13 protein-coding genes are annotated in these 17352 nt (G+C 65.0%); 6 read left to right on the top strand and 7 right to left on the bottom strand.

Annotated elements, in window-relative coordinates:
* From ACM42_RS22360 to cnbZ, 6 genes are all read left to right on the top strand, one after another.
* The gene (locus ACM42_RS22360; protein ID WP_271529962.1) at positions 1-1194 is read left to right on the top strand and encodes an efflux RND transporter periplasmic adaptor subunit; all 1194 of its coding nucleotides are present in this window, start codon (positions 1-3) and stop codon (positions 1192-1194) included.
* 81 nt (positions 1195-1275) lie between these two features.
* Positions 1276-4371, top strand: coding sequence for a MexW/MexI family multidrug efflux RND transporter permease subunit (locus tag ACM42_RS22355; protein ID WP_271529961.1), 3096 nt, complete (start codon positions 1276-1278; stop codon positions 4369-4371).
* A 130-nt stretch (positions 4372-4501) separates the two neighbouring features.
* Positions 4502-6562 carry a sensor histidine kinase gene (locus ACM42_RS22350; RefSeq protein ID WP_271529960.1) on the top strand — a complete coding sequence of 687 codons (2061 nt, stop codon included), beginning with the start codon at positions 4502-4504 and terminating at the stop codon, positions 6560-6562.
* Positions 6559-6948 (top strand): response regulator, encoded by a 390-nt coding sequence (locus tag ACM42_RS22345; protein ID WP_024340065.1) that lies wholly within the window; start codon positions 6559-6561, stop codon positions 6946-6948. The genes ACM42_RS22350 and ACM42_RS22345 overlap by 4 nt, the downstream gene beginning before the upstream one ends.
* Positions 6945-8195 (top strand): adenylate/guanylate cyclase domain-containing protein, encoded by a 1251-nt coding sequence (locus ACM42_RS22340; RefSeq protein WP_271529959.1) that lies wholly within the window; start codon positions 6945-6947, stop codon positions 8193-8195. The genes ACM42_RS22345 and ACM42_RS22340 overlap by 4 nt, the downstream gene beginning before the upstream one ends.
* Positions 8196-8204: 9 nt before the next feature.
* Positions 8205-8951: a 2-amino-5-chloromuconate deaminase CnbZ gene (cnbZ, locus tag ACM42_RS22335; protein WP_271529958.1), complete on the top strand. Its 747-nt coding sequence runs from the start codon at positions 8205-8207 to the stop codon at positions 8949-8951.
* Here the strand turns inward: cnbZ and ACM42_RS22330 are convergent.
* The 7 genes from ACM42_RS22330 to ACM42_RS22300 all read right to left on the bottom strand — a co-directional run bounded on the left by ACM42_RS22330 (position 8948) and on the right by ACM42_RS22300 (position 17266).
* Positions 8948-9835 (bottom strand): ABC transporter permease, encoded by an 888-nt coding sequence (locus ACM42_RS22330; RefSeq protein ID WP_271529957.1) that lies wholly within the window; start codon positions 9833-9835, stop codon positions 8948-8950. The genes cnbZ and ACM42_RS22330 overlap by 4 nt on opposite strands.
* A gap of 3 nt (positions 9836-9838) precedes the next feature.
* Positions 9839-10780: an ABC transporter permease gene (locus ACM42_RS22325; protein WP_271529956.1), complete on the bottom strand. Its 942-nt coding sequence runs from the start codon at positions 10778-10780 to the stop codon at positions 9839-9841.
* Between the two features lie 160 nt (positions 10781-10940).
* On the bottom strand, positions 10941-12452 hold the full coding sequence (locus ACM42_RS22320; protein WP_271529955.1) for an ABC transporter substrate-binding protein: 1512 nt from the start codon (positions 12450-12452) through the stop codon (positions 10941-10943).
* A 17-nt stretch (positions 12453-12469) separates the two neighbouring features.
* Complete coding sequence (locus tag ACM42_RS22315) at positions 12470-13579, bottom strand: ABC transporter ATP-binding protein (RefSeq protein ID WP_271529954.1); 1110 nt, start codon at positions 13577-13579, stop codon at positions 12470-12472.
* Positions 13580-13754: 175 nt separating this feature from the next.
* A complete protein-coding gene (locus tag ACM42_RS22310) occupies positions 13755-14744 on the bottom strand; it encodes an ABC transporter ATP-binding protein (RefSeq protein WP_271529953.1) in 990 nt (329 codons plus the stop codon).
* Positions 14741-15451, bottom strand: coding sequence for a DUF1028 domain-containing protein (locus ACM42_RS22305; protein WP_271529952.1), 711 nt, complete (start codon positions 15449-15451; stop codon positions 14741-14743). The genes ACM42_RS22310 and ACM42_RS22305 overlap by 4 nt, the downstream gene beginning before the upstream one ends.
* Positions 15452-15460: 9 nt before the next feature.
* Complete coding sequence (locus tag ACM42_RS22300) at positions 15461-17266, bottom strand: gamma-glutamyltransferase family protein (RefSeq protein ID WP_271529951.1); 1806 nt, start codon at positions 17264-17266, stop codon at positions 15461-15463.
* Positions 17267-17352: the final 86 nt, after the last annotated feature.

Genomic DNA, 17352 nt, shown 5'->3' with positions numbered 1-17352 from the left:
ATGAACATCGTAACCGAACACAAGATTTCGGGCGAACCGATCGACAGCAAGGCTCCCAAGCGTCCGGTCCGGCCGGTGCTCTGGTTCATCATCGTCGGCACGCTTCTGGCCGCGCTCGTCGGTGGACTCGTCTGGTTCAACTATTTCCGCGGCCAGATGATCCAGCAGTTCTTCGCCAACAACAAGCCACCGCCGACGGCCGTCAGCGCGGCCGAAGCGAAGTCCGAGGTGGTGCCGAACCTGCTCACCGCGGTCGGCAGCCTCGTCGCCGTGCATCAGGTCGACGTCAGCGCCGACGTCAACGGCCGCGTCACGGAGATCAAGTTCGAGCCGGGTACGCGTGTCGAGGCCGGCACGCCGCTGGTCCAGCTGTTCGACGCGCCCGAGCAGGGCGACCTCGCCAATTACAAGGCGCAGGCGACCGTCGCGCAGCTGTCGCTTGACCGCGCCAAGCAACTGGCGGCGCGCCAGTTCGGTCCGCAGGCGACCGTCGATACCGCGCAGGCCGCCTACGACCAGGCGCAGGCCGGCATCGCCAAGACCGAGGCGTTGATCTCGCAGAAGCTGGTGCGCGCGCCGTTCTCCGGCGATCTCGGCATGCGCAAGGTCGAGGTCGGCCAATATCTGACGGCAGGTACGGCGATCGTGTCGCTCACCGATCTGTCCGAGCTGTGGGCCAACTTCACGGTGACGGAAAAGGACTCCGGCAACCTCAAGGTCGGCCAGGCCGTTCGGCTCAAGGTCGACGCCTATCCGGGCCGCACCTTCGAGGGCAAGATCACCACGATCGAGCCGCAGATCTCGACCGACACCCGCAACATCCGCGTGCAGGCGACGATCGCCAATCCGGAGAAGATCCTCAAGCCCGGCATGTTCGTGACCACCACGGTGGTGCTGCCGGACAAGCCGGCCGTGATCACCGTGCCCGAGACGGCGGTCGACTACACCCTGTACGGCGACTCGGTGTTCGTGATCGCCGAGAAAAAGGAAGCGGACGGCAAGTCCAGCCTCTCGGCGGTGCGCACCTTCGTGCAGACCGGCAACCGGGTCGAGGGTCGTGTCGAAATCCTCAAGGGCCTGAAAGCGGGCGACAAGGTCGTCGCCGTCGGCCAGCTCAAGCTGCAATCGGGCGCGCCGGTATCGATCTCGACCGACCCGGCTCCGCCGATCCCGGCGCAGCCGCCGCGCTACTGACGACATCCTCGCGTGATCCGGCCCGGCCGGATCACGTCTCTTGAGACATAGAAATCCAGATCGGAAATCGAGATCGCCGCGATGGCCCTTACCGATATTTTCATCAAGCGCCCGGTTCTGTCGGTCGTCGTCAGCCTGCTGATCCTGCTAATCGGCCTGCGCGCGGCGATGATGCTGCCGATCCGGCAATATCCGAAGCTGTCGAACACGGTCATCAACATCACGACCGTCTATCCCGGCGCGTCCGCGGACCTGATCCAGGGCTTCATCACCACGCCGATCGAGCAGGCAGTCGCCTCCGCCGAGGGCGTCGACTACATCACCTCGTCCTCCGTGCTCGGCACTTCGACGATTCAGGTCTACATCAAGCTGAATTTCGATCCGAACCAGGCGCTCACCGAGGTGCTGGCGAAGACGAACTCGGTGAAGTACCTGATCCCGAAGGAATCCAACGATCCGATCGTCACCAAGACAACCGGCCAGACCACGGCCGTGATGTATCTCGGCTTCTCGTCCGAGGAACTGTCCGGTTCGGCGATCTCCGATTATCTGACGCGCGTGGTGCAGCCGGTGCTGTCGACCGTCGACGGCGTCGCCTCGGCCGACATTCTCGGCGGCCAGACCTTCGCGATGCGTCTGTGGCTCGATCCCGTGAAGATGGCCGGCCGTAATGTGTCGCCGGCCGACGTCGCCGCGGCAATCACCGCCAACAACTTCCAGTCCGCGGCGGGCCAGACCAAGGGCTATCTCATCGTCTCGAACGTCTCGACGAATACCGGCCTCACCGACGTCAACCAGTTCAAGAAGATGATCGTCAAGGCCAAGGACGGCGGCTTCGTGCGGATGGAGGATATCGCCACCGTCGAGCTTGCCGCCCAGAGCACGGACGCCAGTGTTGCCTTCAACGGCGAGCACGCGATCTTCATCGGCGTGCAGGCAACGCCTCAGGGCAACCCGCTGACGCTGGTCAAGGGCGTGCGCGCGCTGTTCCCCGAGCTCGAGCGCAATCTGCCGCCGTCGATGAAGATGAAGGTCGCCTACGACTCCACCAAGTTCATCCAGTCCTCGATCGACGAGGTGGAGAAGACGCTGGGCGAAGCGGTGATCATCGTGATCGTGGTGATCTTCCTGTTCCTCGCTTCGCTTCGCTCGGTCATCATTCCCGTCGTCACCATTCCGCTGTCGATGATCGGTGTCTGCACCCTGATGCTGGCGTTGGGCTTCAGCTTCAATCTCCTGACCCTGCTCGCGATGGTGCTGGCGATCGGCCTCGTCGTCGACGACGCCATCGTCGTGGTGGAGAACATCCATCGCCACCTTGAGGAGGGCAAGACACCGGTTCAGGCCTCGCTGCAAGGTGCGCGCGAGATCGTGGGCCCCGTCATCTCCATGACGATCACGCTCGCGGCGGTGTACGCGCCGATCGGCTTCCTCGGCGGCCTCACCGGCTCGCTGTTCCGCGAATTCGCCTTTACCCTCGCGGGCTCAGTGATCGTGTCGGGCGTGATCGCGCTGACATTGTCGCCGATGATGTGCTCGATGCTGCTGAAGAACACCGAGGAGGGCCGCTTCGCAAAGCTGGTCAACAGGGTCTTCGGTGCGATGACGCGCTGGTACGGCCGTAAGCTCGATCGCTCGCTCGACTACAAGGCCATCACCGGCCTGTTTGCGATCACGATCCTCGGCCTCGTCGGCTTCCTCTACATGCACACCTCGAAGGAGCTGGCACCCGAAGAAGACCAGGGCATCGTGTTCGCGGTGACCAAGGCACCGAAATACGCCAACATCGATTATGTCGATTTCTACGGCGACAAGCTCGACAAGGAGTTCCAGAAATTCCCCGAGACCGATCTGCGCTTCGTGCTGAATGGCATCAACGGCCCGCAGGGCGGCATCGCCGGCATGCTGCTCAAGCCCTGGGACGAGCGCACGCGTTCGTCGATCCAGCTCAAGCCGCTGGTGCAGGCCGAGCTCTCCAAGATCGAGGGCGTGCAGGCCTTCGCGTTCAACCTGCCGCCGCTGCCGGGTGGTCCGGGCGGCCTGCCGATCCAGATGGTGATCAACTCCACCGCCGGGTTCCAGACCGTCTATGAGCAGATGGAGAAGCTGAAGGAGGCCGCGCGCAAGAGCGGCATGTTCATCGTCTCCGACAGCGACCTCGCCTACAACCAGCCGAACGTGAAGGTGACCATCGACCGTACCAAGGCGCAGGACCTTGGCGTCAGCATGCAGAACCTCGGCGCTACGCTCGCGGTGCTGCTCGGCGGCAACTACATCAACCGCTTCAATCTCGAGGGCCGGTCCTACCAGGTGATCCCGCAGGTGCCGCGCGCCAAGCGGCTGTCGCCGGAATCGCTCGGCGGCTACTACGTGACGACCAATACCGGCCAGCAGCTGCCGCTGTCGACGGTGGTGTCGATCGAGACCAAGACCGACCCGAATTCGCTGACTCACTTCAATCAGCTCAATTCGGCGACGTTCTCGGCCGTGCCGATGCCGGGTGTGACCGTCGGTGCGGCGGTGGACTTCCTCGAAGGCGAGGCCAAGAAGCTGCCGCAGGGCTTCAGCCACGACTATCTGGCCGACTCCCGGCAATATGTGCAGGAAGGCAATCAGCTCGCGATCACCTTCGGCTTCGCGCTGATCATCATCTTCCTGGTGCTGGCCGCGCAGTTCGAGAGCCTCCGCGACCCGCTGGTGATCATGATCTCGGTGCCGATGGCGATCGTCGGCGCGCTGATCCCGCTGTTCTTCGGCGCGGCGACCATGAACATCTACACCCAGGTCGGTCTGCTCACCCTGGTCGGCCTGATCACCAAGCACGGCATCCTGATGGTGGAGTTCGCCAACGAGCTCCAGGTCAAGGAGCGGCTCGACCGCCGCTCCGCCATCGAAATGTCGGCCCGCATCCGCTTGCGGCCAATCCTGATGACGACGGCCGCCATGGTCACCGGCCTGATTCCGCTCCTGACCGCGACCGGCGCAGGGGCGGCCAGCCGCTTCTCGATCGGTCTGGTCGTCGTAGCCGGAATGTCGATCGGCACGCTGTTCACGCTGTTCGTGCTGCCGGCGGTCTATGTGGTGCTGGCGACCGACCATCGCGCGGCGGCCGATTCGGAGCGGAACAAGCAGGTCAACGAGCTCGACCTCGACTCCAAGGTGCTGCGGCCGACCTGAGGCTGCAAGACAAGCCAGTCCAGGGGCGGCAGCGGACATCCGCTGCCGCCCCTTTTCGTTGTGTCCTGGGGGAGGCCCTTTCCTGCGCTTGCGAGAGACAAGGTCCAGTCTTCTTGCTAGGTTTCGCGGGATGAGCCTTTCCCTCCACTCCGACACACCTCGAGCCGGGACGCTGCCGAGCGCGGCCCAGGGCAAGGCAGCGTCCGGCGGAACGGCGGGCCGCGGAATCAGGATGCGGCTGTTCACCAAATACGTCGCGCTGTTCGTGGCCGTCGTCGCCATCGCTCTGCTCGCCAATGGCTTGTTCGAGGTCTTCTTCTATTATCGCGAGCACAAGGCTTCGCTGATCAGAGTCCAGCACGAGCAGGCCGAGGCGGCCGCGGCCAAGATCGGCCAGTTCGTCAAGGAGATCGAGAGCCAGCTCGGCTGGACCACGCAACTGCCCTGGTCGGGAGGCTCGATCGAGCAGCGCCGGTTCGATGCGCTGCGCCTCCTGCGCCAGGTGCCTGCCATCACCGAGCTTGCCCAGGTGGATTCGACCGGCAAGGAGCGGTTGCGGGTCTCGCGGCTGGCGATGGACGCGCTCGACAGCGGAATCGACCTGTCGGCCGACCCGAAGTTCACCGAGGCGGTCGCGCACAAGGTCTATTACGGCCCGGTTTATTTCCGCCGGGAGTCCGAGCCCTACATGACGCTGGCGCTGGCCGGCGCCCGCAAGGATGCCGGCGTCAGCATCGCGGAGGTCAATCTCAAGCTGATCTGGGACGTTGTGTCCCAGATCAAGGTCGGCGAGCACGGACACGCCTACGTGGTCGGTCCGGAGGGACGACTGATCGCGCATCCCGACATCAGCCTCGTCCTGCGCAATACCGATATGTCCGGACTCCCCCAAGTACGTGCCGCGCTGGCCGGGAGCGGTACCGTCGCCGGCGCGCTTTCCGAAGCGCGCAACATCCAGGGCCAGAAGGTGCTGACCGCATCGGCCCCGATCGAGCCGCTGCATTGGACCATGTTCGTCGAGCTTCCGGTCGAGGAGGCCTATGCCGCGCTCTATGCTTCATTGCAGCGGCTTGCGATCGTGCTGCTCGCAGCATCCATCTTCGCAGTGCTCGCCGGGATCTTCCTGGCGCGCCGCATGGTCGTGCCGATCCAGGCCCTGCGCAGCGGTGCCGAGCGGATCGGGGGCGGCGATTTCTCTCAGCGCATCTCGATCAGGACCGGCGACGAGCTTGAAGAGCTCGCTGACCAGTTCAACGACATGGGTGCACGCTTGCAGGAATCCTATGCTGACCTTGAGAACAAGGTCGAGCAGCGCACCGCGGAACTCCGCCAATCCCTCAACGATCTGCGCACCGCGCAGAACCGCCTGATCCAGACCGAGAAGCTTGCATCTCTCGGCCAACTCACCGCCGGCATCGCTCACGAGATCAAGAACCCGCTCAACTTCGTCAACAATTTCTCCGCAGTTTCGACGGAGCTGATCGACGAGCTCAAAGAAACGCTGCGATCCGCCGCTCTCGACGGCAAGACGAAGGAGGAGGTCGAGGAGCTGACCGGCATGCTCAGGGGTAACCTCGAGAAGGTGGTGCAGCACGGCAAGCGCGCCGATTCCATCGTCCGGAACATGCTGCTGCATTCGCGCGAAGGCTCCGGCGAGCATCGCGCCGTCGACATCAATGCCGTCGTGGAGGAAAGCCTCAATCTAGCCTATCACGGCGCGCGCGCCGAAAGGCCGGCATTCAACGTCACGCTCCAGCGCACGTTCGATCCCGCTGCCGGCATGGTCGACGTCTATCCGCAGGAGATCACGCGCGTCTTCCTCAACCTGATCTCGAACGGCTTCTACGCGGCGGCCAAGCGCAAAGAGAGCGACGGGGACACCTTCGCGCCCACCTTGAGCGCGGCAACGAAGAATCTCGGCGGCAGCGTCGAAATCCGGGTCCGCGACAACGGCACCGGGATTCCCCCCGAGGTGAAGGAGAGGATGTTCAACCCCTTCTTCACCACCAAGCCGGCCGGCGAGGGGACGGGGCTCGGTCTGTCCATGAGCCATGATATCATCGTGAAACAGCACGGCGGCACGATCGACGTGAACACCGAGCCCGGTGTATTCACCGAATTCATCATCACCCTGCCGCGGGCGATGGCAACAGGCAGCACGACTGGCAGTACACCCGGAGGCAAGTCTTGAACGTTTACATCCTGGTCGTCGATGACGAGCCCGACGTCGAGGCACTGTTTCGGCAACAGTTCCGGCGCGACCTGCGCGCCGGCCGCTTCCAGATGGAGTTCGCGCTCTCGGCCCCCGAAGCGCTGAAGCGTGCCGCCGAGGTTCGCGATCCCTCGCTGATCCTGATCCTGTCTGATATCAACATGCCCGGCATGAGCGGGCTCGACATGCTGCCGAAAGTGCGTGCCGCGCATCCGGACGTTCCCGTCATCATGATCACGGCCTATGGCGACGCCGAGACGCGCCGAAAGGCGATCGAGCGCGGTGCCGTCGGTCTTCTCACCAAGCCGATCGACTTCGCGCTGCTGCGGCAGGAGATCGACACGAGGCTCGAGCAAGCCGCATGACTGCGACCATCCTCTTCGTCGACGACGAGCCTGACCTCGAGGCGCTGATCCTGCAGAAATTCCGCAGGCAGATTCGCGATGGGAAGCTCGCTCTCATATTCGCGCGCGACGGCCTGGAGGCACTGGAGTCGCTCGAGCTGAACCCGCATGTCGACATGGTGGTTTCCGACATCAACATGCCGCAGATGGACGGGCTGTCGCTGCTGGCGAAGCTCCAGGAGGCCGAGGACAAGAAGTCGACCATCATCGTCTCTGCTTATGGCGACATGAGCAATATCCGCATCGCCATGAACCGCGGCGCGTTCGACTTCCTGACCAAGCCGATCGACTTCGCCGATCTGGAGACCACGATCGAGAAGACCATTCGTCATGTGGAGATGCTGCGCGAAGTGCGGCGGCGCCAGATGGAAGCAGAGCACGCCCATGCCTCGCTGTCGCGTTTCTTCTCGCCGGAGATCGCAAGGCGTTTGGCGGCGGATGTCGATGGCGACGGCATGGAGGTGCAGTGGCGCGATGTCGCCACCCTCTTCACCGACATCACCGGCTTCACTTCGTTGGTCGAGTCCGCGGCCCCGCAGACACTGGGCGAGCTTCTCAACGAATATTTCGGCGGCATGACCGAGATTGTCTTCGCTCATGAGGGGACGGTTGCCAAGATCATCGGCGATGCGATCCAGGTGCTGTTCAATGCACCCGGCGACCAGCCGGACTATGCGACGCGTGCAGTCGCCTGTGCCCATGACCTCGACGCCTGGGCCGAGGACTTTTCGGCGCGCTGGAAGGCGAGAGGCGTGAATTTCGGGACCACCCGCATCGGTGCGCATGCTGGCCCCGCGCTGGTCGGAAATTTCGGCGGCAACCGCTTCTTCGACTACACGGCCTATGGCGACACCGTCAATACGGCAGCGCGGCTGGAGGCGGCCAACAAGCATCTGGGAACGCGCATCTGCGTCAGTGCCAGCGTGGCCAAGGAGGCTGCGAACTTCCATGGTCGGCCGGTGGGCGACCTGATGCTGCGCGGGCGCAGCGAGCCGCTGCGTGCGTTCGAACCGTTGCCCCAGGCGAAATTCGAAGCCCCGGCGACGGCGCAATATTCCGAAGCTTTTGCCAAGATGGAGGCCGGCGATGCCGCCGCCATGCCGGCCTTTGCCGCGCTGGTCGGGATGCATGCCGACGATCCGCTGGCCGGTTTTCACCTGAGGCGTTTGCTCAACGGCGCCAAGGGCACTCGCATGCAATTGGAATAGGAGTCCGTTATGACGCGCGAATTCTCCGCCGGAAATTATCGTTTCATTCCATCCGTGTTCCAGTATTCCGCCGGCGCCGCCGCGGACGAGGGCTTTGAGATCGAGCGCGTCCGGTTCGACCGCCTGGTGCCGCTCGCGGAAGGATTTGCGCTGGCCGCAAAGTTCATCCAGGAGGCGGGGCGTCCATTGACAGCGTTCTGTGCCTGCGAACTGCGCTCGCCGGCGGCCTTCAGCGAGGAGGGCTTTCGTGCGTTCAACCTGCACTATGTGAAGACGTTGTCCGAGTGGGGCATCTTCGACGGCACGATCAATCCGGTGGCGCGCAGCAATGTCTGTCCGGAGATCGATCCGCCGTCAGAGCCGTCCTTCTATGCATTCTCTTTCACGCGACCGACGCAATCAAACGCACCCAGCTTCGTCATCGCCGGCGGCGCCGAGGCACGCGAGGGCAGCGGTACCTATGTCGAGCGCACCGTGCGCTACCGTGATCTCAGTCCGGAAGGCTTGCGGGAAAAGGTTCGCTTCACCACGACCTCGCAAATGGAGAGCCGGATGGCCGCCTTCGGCTTCGGCTGGAAGGACACGACCGGCGTGCAGGCCTATTCCGTGCACGACTTCCACCACGCGATGGTCGATGAGCTGGTCCGTCGCGGCGCATTGCGTTCCGGCCTGACCTGGCACTTCGCGCGTCCGCCGGTGGTCGATCTCGAATTCGAGATGGATTGCCGGCGGGTGATGCGCGAGGTTGTGATCTAGCGCTGCCGCGGATCGAGCGCGTCGCGAAGGCCGTCGCCGAGCAGGTTCAGCGACAGCACCACGAGAAAGATCGCAAGCCCGGGCCAGATCGCCATCCAGGGCGCCTGGGTCAGGAAGCGTTGCGCGGCGTTGAGCATGCTGCCCCAGGACGGCGCGGGCGGCTGCTGGCCGAGGCCGAGGAAGGACAGGGCGGCTTCCGCGATGATGGCGGCGGCGATCGAGAGCGTCGCCTGCACCAGCAGCGCGGGCAGGATGTTCGGCAGGATATGGGAGAACGCGATCCGCCATGGCGGATTGCCGAGCGCCCGCGCGGCCTCGACATAGTCCTCGGCCTTGACGACGAGCACCTGGCCGCGGGTCAGGCGGATGAAGATCGGGGTCGCCGAGATGCCGATCGCGATCATGGCATTGCCGAGGCTCGGCCCGAGGAATGCCGCGAGCGCGATCGCCAGGATCAGGAACGGGCAGGCCAGCATCGCATCGGTGATCCGGCTGATCAGCGCATCGGTGAAGCCGCCGCGATAGCCGGCGAGAAGGCCGAGCGGCACGCCAATGCCGAGCGCGATCGCGACCGAGATGAGGCCTGCGAGCAGGGAGGCGCGCGCGCCGTAGACGACGCGGCTCAGGATGTCGCGGCCGAGCTCGTCGGTGCCGAACCAGTGCGCTGCCGTCGGCGGCTTGCGCACCAGGCTCCAGCTCGTCGCGATGGGATCGTAGGGAACGACGAGTGGCGCGAGCGCCGCAAGGAGGATGAATGCCGTGATCACGACAAGCCCGAACACGGCCGCCTTGCGCTTGAACAGCCGCCGCCGGGCGCGGCGCGCCGGGCTGTCCAGCTCGTAGGCTTGGGCGGCGGGGCTGGCGGGCAGCGCAGTGTCGGTCATCGCCTAGCCCCTCAGCCGCGGATTGACGAGGACATAGGCGACGTCGGCGACAAGGTTCAGGGTGATGTAAACCGTGGCCGTCACCAGCACCACGCCTTGCACCACGGCGTAGTCGCGATTGAACACGGCGTCCACGATCAGCTTGCCGAAGCCGGGAATGGAGAAGATCTGCTCGGTCAGCACCGCGCCCGACAGCAGCGTGCCGAGCTCGAGCGCGCCGAGCGTGATGATCGGCGTCAGCGCATTGCGCATGGCGTGCTTGAGGATGACCGAGCGCTCGGAAAGACCCTTCGCGCGAGCGGTGCGGACATAGTCGCTCTCCAGCACCTGGAGCATGGCGCTGCGGGTGTGTCGCATCAGGATCGCGGAAATCGCGTTGCCGAGCACGAAGGCCGGCATGATGGTGGCGGCGAGACTCGCGCGCCAGTCCTGGGTCAGCGGCACGTAGCCCGAGGCCGGCAGCCAGCCGAGCTTGATCGAGAACAGGAAGATCAGAAGGATTCCGAGCCAGAAATTCGGCGTCGAGATGCCCCACAGCGCGAACAGATTGGCGCCATAGTCCCAGGCCGTGCCCTTCTTCACCGCGGAGACGATGCCGGCGGGAATGCCGATGCAGAACGCGATCAGGATCGCCATCGAGCCGAGCTGCAGCGTCACGGGCAGTTTCTGTGCGATCAGCTCGCGCACGGGCATCTTGTTGCGCAGCGACTCGCCGAAATTGCCTGTCAGGACGCCCTTGAGCCAGTAGACATATTGGACCGGGACCGGCTGATCGAGCTTGTACTGCTGGCGGATCTGCTCGATCACCGCGGGATCGCGCTCCTCGCCGGCCATCACGAGCGCGGGATCGCCCGGCAACAATTGCTGCAACGAGAAGATCAGCACCGACACGAAGAACAGCGTCGGCACGATCTGCGCGATGCGGCGGGCGAGGAAGTTCAGCATGGTGCGGCTTGTGTCCCGGGCGCTGCGCAACATGCAATGTTGCGCTGCTGAACCGGGACCCAATGGCCGCGGTTCGCTGCTGCTGTGGGTCCCGGCTCTGCGGAGCAGCGCTTATGCGCTGCGCCGCGTCCGGGACACGCCATCGTCGTCATCAGATCTATCACTTGAACTTCAGCCCGACCACGCGCACGAGGCCATCGGGCATCTGCCGGTAACCCTCGAGCTTCTTGGTGTGCGCGATCAAAAGCGTGCGGTGATAGATGTAGATGATCGGCAGGTCGTCGAGCAGGATCTTGGTCAGCTTGGCGTAGATCGCCTTGCGCTCGTCGACGTTCGCTGTCGCTCGCCCCTCTTCCATCAGCTTGTCGGCCTCGGGGTTGGAATAGCCTCCGTCATTCTGCGGCGCTTTGCTGCGCATGAAGATGTAGGAATTGCCGTCGGGATCGATCCGGCCGCTCCAGTTGATCTGGAAGACCTGGAACTCGCCGGCCTGGGCCTGCTTGAAGGTGGTCGCAAATTCGACCGCGCGGATCTTGATGTCGAAGCCGGCTTCCGCCGCCATTGACTGGACGACCTGGGCGACGGCCTCGTTCTCCGCGCCCTTCGGGATCATGTAGTCCACCGTCACCGGCAGGGTGACGCCCGCTTCCTTCAGGAGCGCCTTGGCCTTGGCAACGTCGCGGCCGCGAACCGGGAATGCCTTCTGGTAATAGGGATGCGTCGGGCTGACCCATTGATTGCCCGGGGTGAATTCTCCGTTGAACACGACCTGGTTGAGCGCCTCGCGATCGATGGACAGATCGAGCGCCTGCCGGACTTTGGCCGACTGGCTCAGCGGGCCCTTGTTCTTGTCGTTACCGATGTTGATGGTCAGGCCGAGATAGCCAAGTTCCGGCGCGGTCGACAATACGAGCCGGGAATCGGCGCGGACGTCCTTGATGTCGGTGGCGAGCACGCGTTCGATCAGGTCGAGCGCGCCGGATTTCAGATTGGCAAGGCGCACGGTGGCGTCGACGATCGGCTGGAACACGACGCGGTCGATGTGGATGTTGTCCTTGTTCCAGTAATCGGCGAATTTCTCGAACACCATGCGGTCCTGCTGGACGCGCTCGACGAATTTGTAGGGGCCGGCGCAGACCGGATGCAGGCCGAACTTGTCACCGGCCTCCTTCGCAGCCTTGGGCGAGACCATCATGCCGGAGCGGTCGGTGAGCTGGGCGATCAGCGGCGAGTAGGGCGTCTTCAGCACCAGCTTGATGGTGAGAGGATCGACCACCTCGACGTGGTCGACGCTGGCGAGCTCCGACTTGCGGAACGAGGTCGGCAGCGTCATGTGACGCTCGATCGAGAATTTCGCGGCTTCCGCGTCCAGCGGTTCGCCGTCGTGGAATTTGACGCCTGGCCGAAGCTTGATCGTCATGGCCTTGCCGTCGGCCGATGTCTCGTAGGACAACGCCAGCTGTGGCACGATGTTGAGCTTCTCATCGATGTCGAACAGCTTGTCACAGAACGCGGAGAAGACGATGCGGCCGACATAAGTGCGGCCGATGCTGGGATCGAGGATGTCGGGGTCCTCGGCGATGCCGATGCGAAGCGTGGTCTGCGCCTGGGCGGTGCCCGCGAGCGACGTCAGCAATGCCGACGCCAGGATTGTCAAACGCATAAAGCTCATCGTTCTCAACCTCTGTTTCACGGCGTTGTGGGGGCCGCCCCCAATGAACGAACCCCGCCGCCGCGTGCTGCTTCCGGCCCGCCGCTGAAGGCTGCGACCAGTTTTTCCAGGACCGGCGAGAAGCCGCCGTCCATTGGGACGATCGCCTCCGAGGAGGGCAGTTCCGATGTTCGGTGGCAGGCCGTTGCATGTCCGATGCCATCCGCGACGAGTCGAGGCATTTCGCTGCGGCAGCGATCGACCACATAAGGGCAGCGGGTGTGAAAGCGGCATCCCGGTGGCGGATTGAGCGCGCTGGGGATCTCTCCCTGCAGCACAATCCGGCTGCTCTTTGCCCGCGGTTTAGGCACGGGGATCGCGGACAGCAGCGCCCGGCTGTAGGGATGGTGCGGTGCGGCGAACAGCGCGTCCGCCTCCGCGGTCTCGACGATCTGGCCGAGATTCATCACCGCGACGTGGTCGGCGATGTGCTTGACCACGGCCAGGTCGTGCGAAACGAAAATGTAGGCAAGGCCGAGCCGGTCCTGCAGCTCGCGCAGCAAGTTCAGGATCTGCGAGCGGATCGAGACGTCGAGCGCCGAGACCGGCTCGTCGCAGATGATCAGCTTCGGCTCGACCGCGAGCGCGCGCGCGATGGCGATGCGCTGGCGCTGACCGCCGGAGAACTCATGCGGATAGCGCCGTGCCAGCCGCGGCTCGAGCCCGACCAGCCGCAGCAGCTCGGCGACGCGCTCGGATCGTCGCGGTGCCGGAACGAGATCGTGCAGCGCCAGCGGCTCGGTCAGGATCTGGCCGATCGTCATGCGCGGATTGAGCGAGGCATAAGGATCCTGGAAGATGATCTGGGCTTTACGCCGGAAGGCGCGCAAGCCGTTGGCGTCGAGCGAGAGCAGATCGCGGCCCTCGAAGCGAACCGTGCCGGCGTCCGGCTCGATCAGCCGCAAGACCAGGCGGCTGACAGTGGATTTGCCGCAACCGGACTCGCCGACCAGCGCCAGCGTCTTGCCGGCGTCGAGCGAGAACGAAACGCCATCGACGGCCTTGACGTGCGCCAATGCGCGGCCGAACAGCGAGCGCTCGGCGACGAAATGCTTGACCAGGCCTTCGACCTCGAGGAGAGCGCTCATTGCTTCTGTACCCCGCAAGTACCGATCTCGTGTCCCGGGCGCGGCTCAGCACGAAGTGTTGCGACGCTGAACCGGGACCCAGATTGCCGCCACATGGGCCCCGGTTCAGCAGCACACCACCGCGCTGCGCTTGTGCTGCGCTGCGCCCGGGGCACGAGAAGGGAGAACGAGGCCATCACGACACCAACAGTTCAAGCGGAGCGCGGATGCAGCGCGAAAGGTGGCCGGGGCTGACCTCAACCAGTGGCGGCGGCGCGTTGGTGCAGGCATCCAGCACGAACGGGCAGCGTGCGGCGAAGCGGCAACCGGCGGGCGGCTGCGCCATGTTCGGGACCATGCCTTCGATCGTCGCAAGCTGCTCGGCCCGATGGTCGAGCCGCGGGATCGAGCCGAGCAGACCGACCGTATAAGGATGCTGCGGCGCCGAGAACAGCTCGTCCACCGGCGCACGTTCGACGATCTCGCCGGCATACATCACCGCCACCTCGTCGCAGACCTCGGCGACGACGCCGAGATCATGGGTGATCAGGATGATCGCGGCGCCGCTCGCCGCTTTCAACTCGCGCATCAATTCCAGGATCTGGGCCTGCAGGGTGACGTCGAGCGCGGTCGTCGGCTCGTCGGCGATGAGGAGGCGCGGGTCGCAGGCCAGCGCCATCGCGATCATGACGCGCTGGCGCATGCCGCCTGAGAGCTTGTGCGGATACTCGTCGATGCGCCGCTCGGGCGATGGGATGTGGACGCGGCGCAGCAGTTCGATTGCGCGCTCGCGCGCACTCTTCCGCGAGCCGCCGCGATGGCGCAGGATCGTTTCGATGATCTGGTCGCCGATCGTGAAACTCGGGTTGAGCGAGGTCATCGGCTCCTGGAAGATCATCGCCAGCCGGTTGCCGCGGAGGTCGCGCAGCGTCTGGTCGGGAGTCTTCAGCAGATCGAAACCGTCGAAGCGGATCGCGCCTGATATCTCCGCGCTCTGCTTCGGCAAGAGGCCCATGATGGCCAGCGAGGTCACGCTCTTGCCGCAGCCGGATTCGCCCACGAGGCCGAGCGTGGAGCCATGGGCGACACTGAGATCGACGCTGTCGACGGCGTGGGTGATACGGCCGTCGTCGCCGTGAAAGCGGATGCGCAGATCCCTGATCTCGATGAGGGGGCTCGGGCTCATGACCGCCTTGCCCGCGCTGCTGCGATGCTGGCGTCGATGGCGCTGCGATCGGTGTTGCCGGCCGGGTTCTGCCGCGTCGGCATGGAGGCGCGGAAGTGCACCCAGAGCTCGTGGCTGACCTCTTCGAGCCGCTCGAGCTCGCTCAGCGGATCGGGATGATCGTCGGCGCGAATGTCGAGCGCCGGCCATTCCTCCTCACCGTGGATCAGTAGCGCGGCGGACTGCTTGCCGCGCTTGTCCCCGCCGGCGGCTTCACCCGCGCGCATCGCCGCGAGCAGGCGGCGCGGGAAGGGGAGGCTGTCATTGGCGATGTAGGTCTTTGCCGTCTCGTCGAGCACGTCGGCGCAGGCGAGCATGTTGCCCGCGATCGAGAAGCCGCTGCCTGCGATGTGGCCGCACCAGTCGACACAATCGCGCCCTGTATGCGCGGCGATCTCGCCGCTGGCATCCATGATGTGGATCTGGCGGCTTTCGCGGCCTTCGTCGGTCGCGAGCAGGGTGGCGAGTACGTCGTGTGCGTTCAAACCTTCGCGCAACAGCTTGACGCCGTCGATGCCGTAATAGGGGTTGACGAAGGCCTGCGTTGCGATGGCGCCGACACCGGCGGCAATGTAGGGGACGCGCGCGCCGACGGCGAAGAAGCGGGTCGCTACCGCAATGCCAAACTGGCCGGTGGCAGGGTCTCGCGCGATGATCGACCAGGTCATGTGCTGCCTTCAGCGTCCTGCGGCATAGCCCTGCATGCCGCGCGGATTGGCGGCGGCACGGCGGCGCACGCCCACGCGCGAGGCCGCAGTGAGGCGGCCTTCCGACCAGTCGGGACCGACCTCGACGATATGACCGCGCTCGCGCAGGTTCTCGATCGTCGCCTTCGGCACGCGGTTCTCGACCACGAGCACGCCGGGGCGCGCGGTGCGCGGCCAGAACGAGATCGGGAAGTGCTCGGAGTGCCAGGCCGGCGCGTCGATTGCCTCCTGGAGGTTCAGATTGCAATGGACGTGGCGCAGGAAGAACTGCGTGATCCACTGGTCCTGTTGGTCGCCGCCCGGCGAGCCCCAGGCGAGGTACGGCTCGCCATCGCGCAATGCCATGGTCGGCGACAGCGTCGTGCGTGGCCGCTTGCCCGGCGCGAGCGCGGCGGGATGGCCTTCCTCCAGCCAGAACATCTGGGCGCGACTGCCGAGGCAGAAGCCGAGCTCCGGAATGATCGGTGAGGATTGCAGCCATCCGCCCGATGGTGTCGAGGATACCATGTTGCCGGCCTTGTCGATGATGTCGAAATGCACGGTGTCGCCGCGCACCTCGCCGAAGCGCCCGACCGTCGGTTCGCCGGCACCGAGCGCGCCGACGGACTCGCGCTGGCCCTCGGCGCGGCGCAGCTTGACCTCGCCGCCAAAGCCTTCGACCGAGCCGGGGAGGAGATCGAGCGACGCCTTGTCGGTGATGAGCTTACGCCGCTCGTCATTGTAGGCATCAGACAACAGCGTCCCGATCGGAATCTCGTTGAACTTGGGATCGCCATAGAATTTCTCGCGGTCGGCGAAGGCAAGCTTGGCGCATTCGATCTGGAGATGAATGAACTCCGGCCCGGTCGGATCGAGCCCGTCGAGCGCAAAGCCCTTGAGCAGTGCGAGCTGCTGGAGCGTGACGGGGCCCTGGCTCCAGACGCCGGCCTTGCAGACGGTGTAGCGGCCATAGTCGTAAGTGAGCGGCGCCTCGACCGTCGGCTGCCAGCGTGCCATGTCGTCGGCCGAGAGCACGCCGCGATGCGGCGAGCCGCTGACGTCCATCACCTCCTGCGTCCGGCAGAACCTGTCGATGGCTTCCGCAACGAAGCCTTGCGACCAGGCCTTGCGTGCGCGCTCGATCTCGGCGTCGCGGCCGCCGCCGCCGCTCTCGGATTCGCTGAGGATGCGGGCGTAGGTTGCGGCCAGCGTCTTGTTGGTGAAGAGCGTGCCGGGTTTCGGCACCTCACCGTTCGGAAGATACACCGCGGCCGAGGTCGGCCAATGCTTGCGGAACAGCTGCTCGACGGTCTGGATCGTGGCGCAGGCGCGTTCGACCAGCGGATAGCCGTCGCGGGCGTACGAGATCGCCGGCTCCAGCACGTCGCGCACGCGCATCGTGCCGTAGTCTCGCAGCAGCATCATCCAAGATTCGAAGGTGCCGGGAACGCAGGCCGCGAGCAGGCCGGTGCCGGGAACCATGTCGAGGCCTTCGCTTCTGTAATGTGCGATGGTGGCGCGCGCGGGTGCCGGGCCCTGACCGCAGATCACCTCGGTGCGGCCGCGCTTCACGTCGTGGACGATGATGGGTACGTCGCCGCCGGGACCGTTCAAATGCGGCTCGACCACCTGGAGCGTGAAGGCGGTGGCAACGCCGGCATCGAAAGCATTCCCGCCCTTTTCCAGGATGGCCATGCCGACGGCCGTCGCAATCCAGTGCGTGGTGGCGACGACCCCGAACGTGCCTTCGATCTCGGGCCTCGTCGTGAACGGATCGGGATTGATATTGCTGCCCATGAACTTCACCACCTTATTTCCGGCGCGCGCAATTGATCACAGGGCCACGCCGCCGCCAAATGCGCAGGCTGCATGGCACGCGCGCG

The organism is Bradyrhizobium sp. CCBAU 25338 (assembly GCF_028128965.1).
Taxonomy (GTDB): domain Bacteria; phylum Pseudomonadota; class Alphaproteobacteria; order Rhizobiales; family Xanthobacteraceae; genus Bradyrhizobium; species Bradyrhizobium liaoningense.
This window is presented reverse-complemented; position numbering and strand designations above follow the sequence as displayed.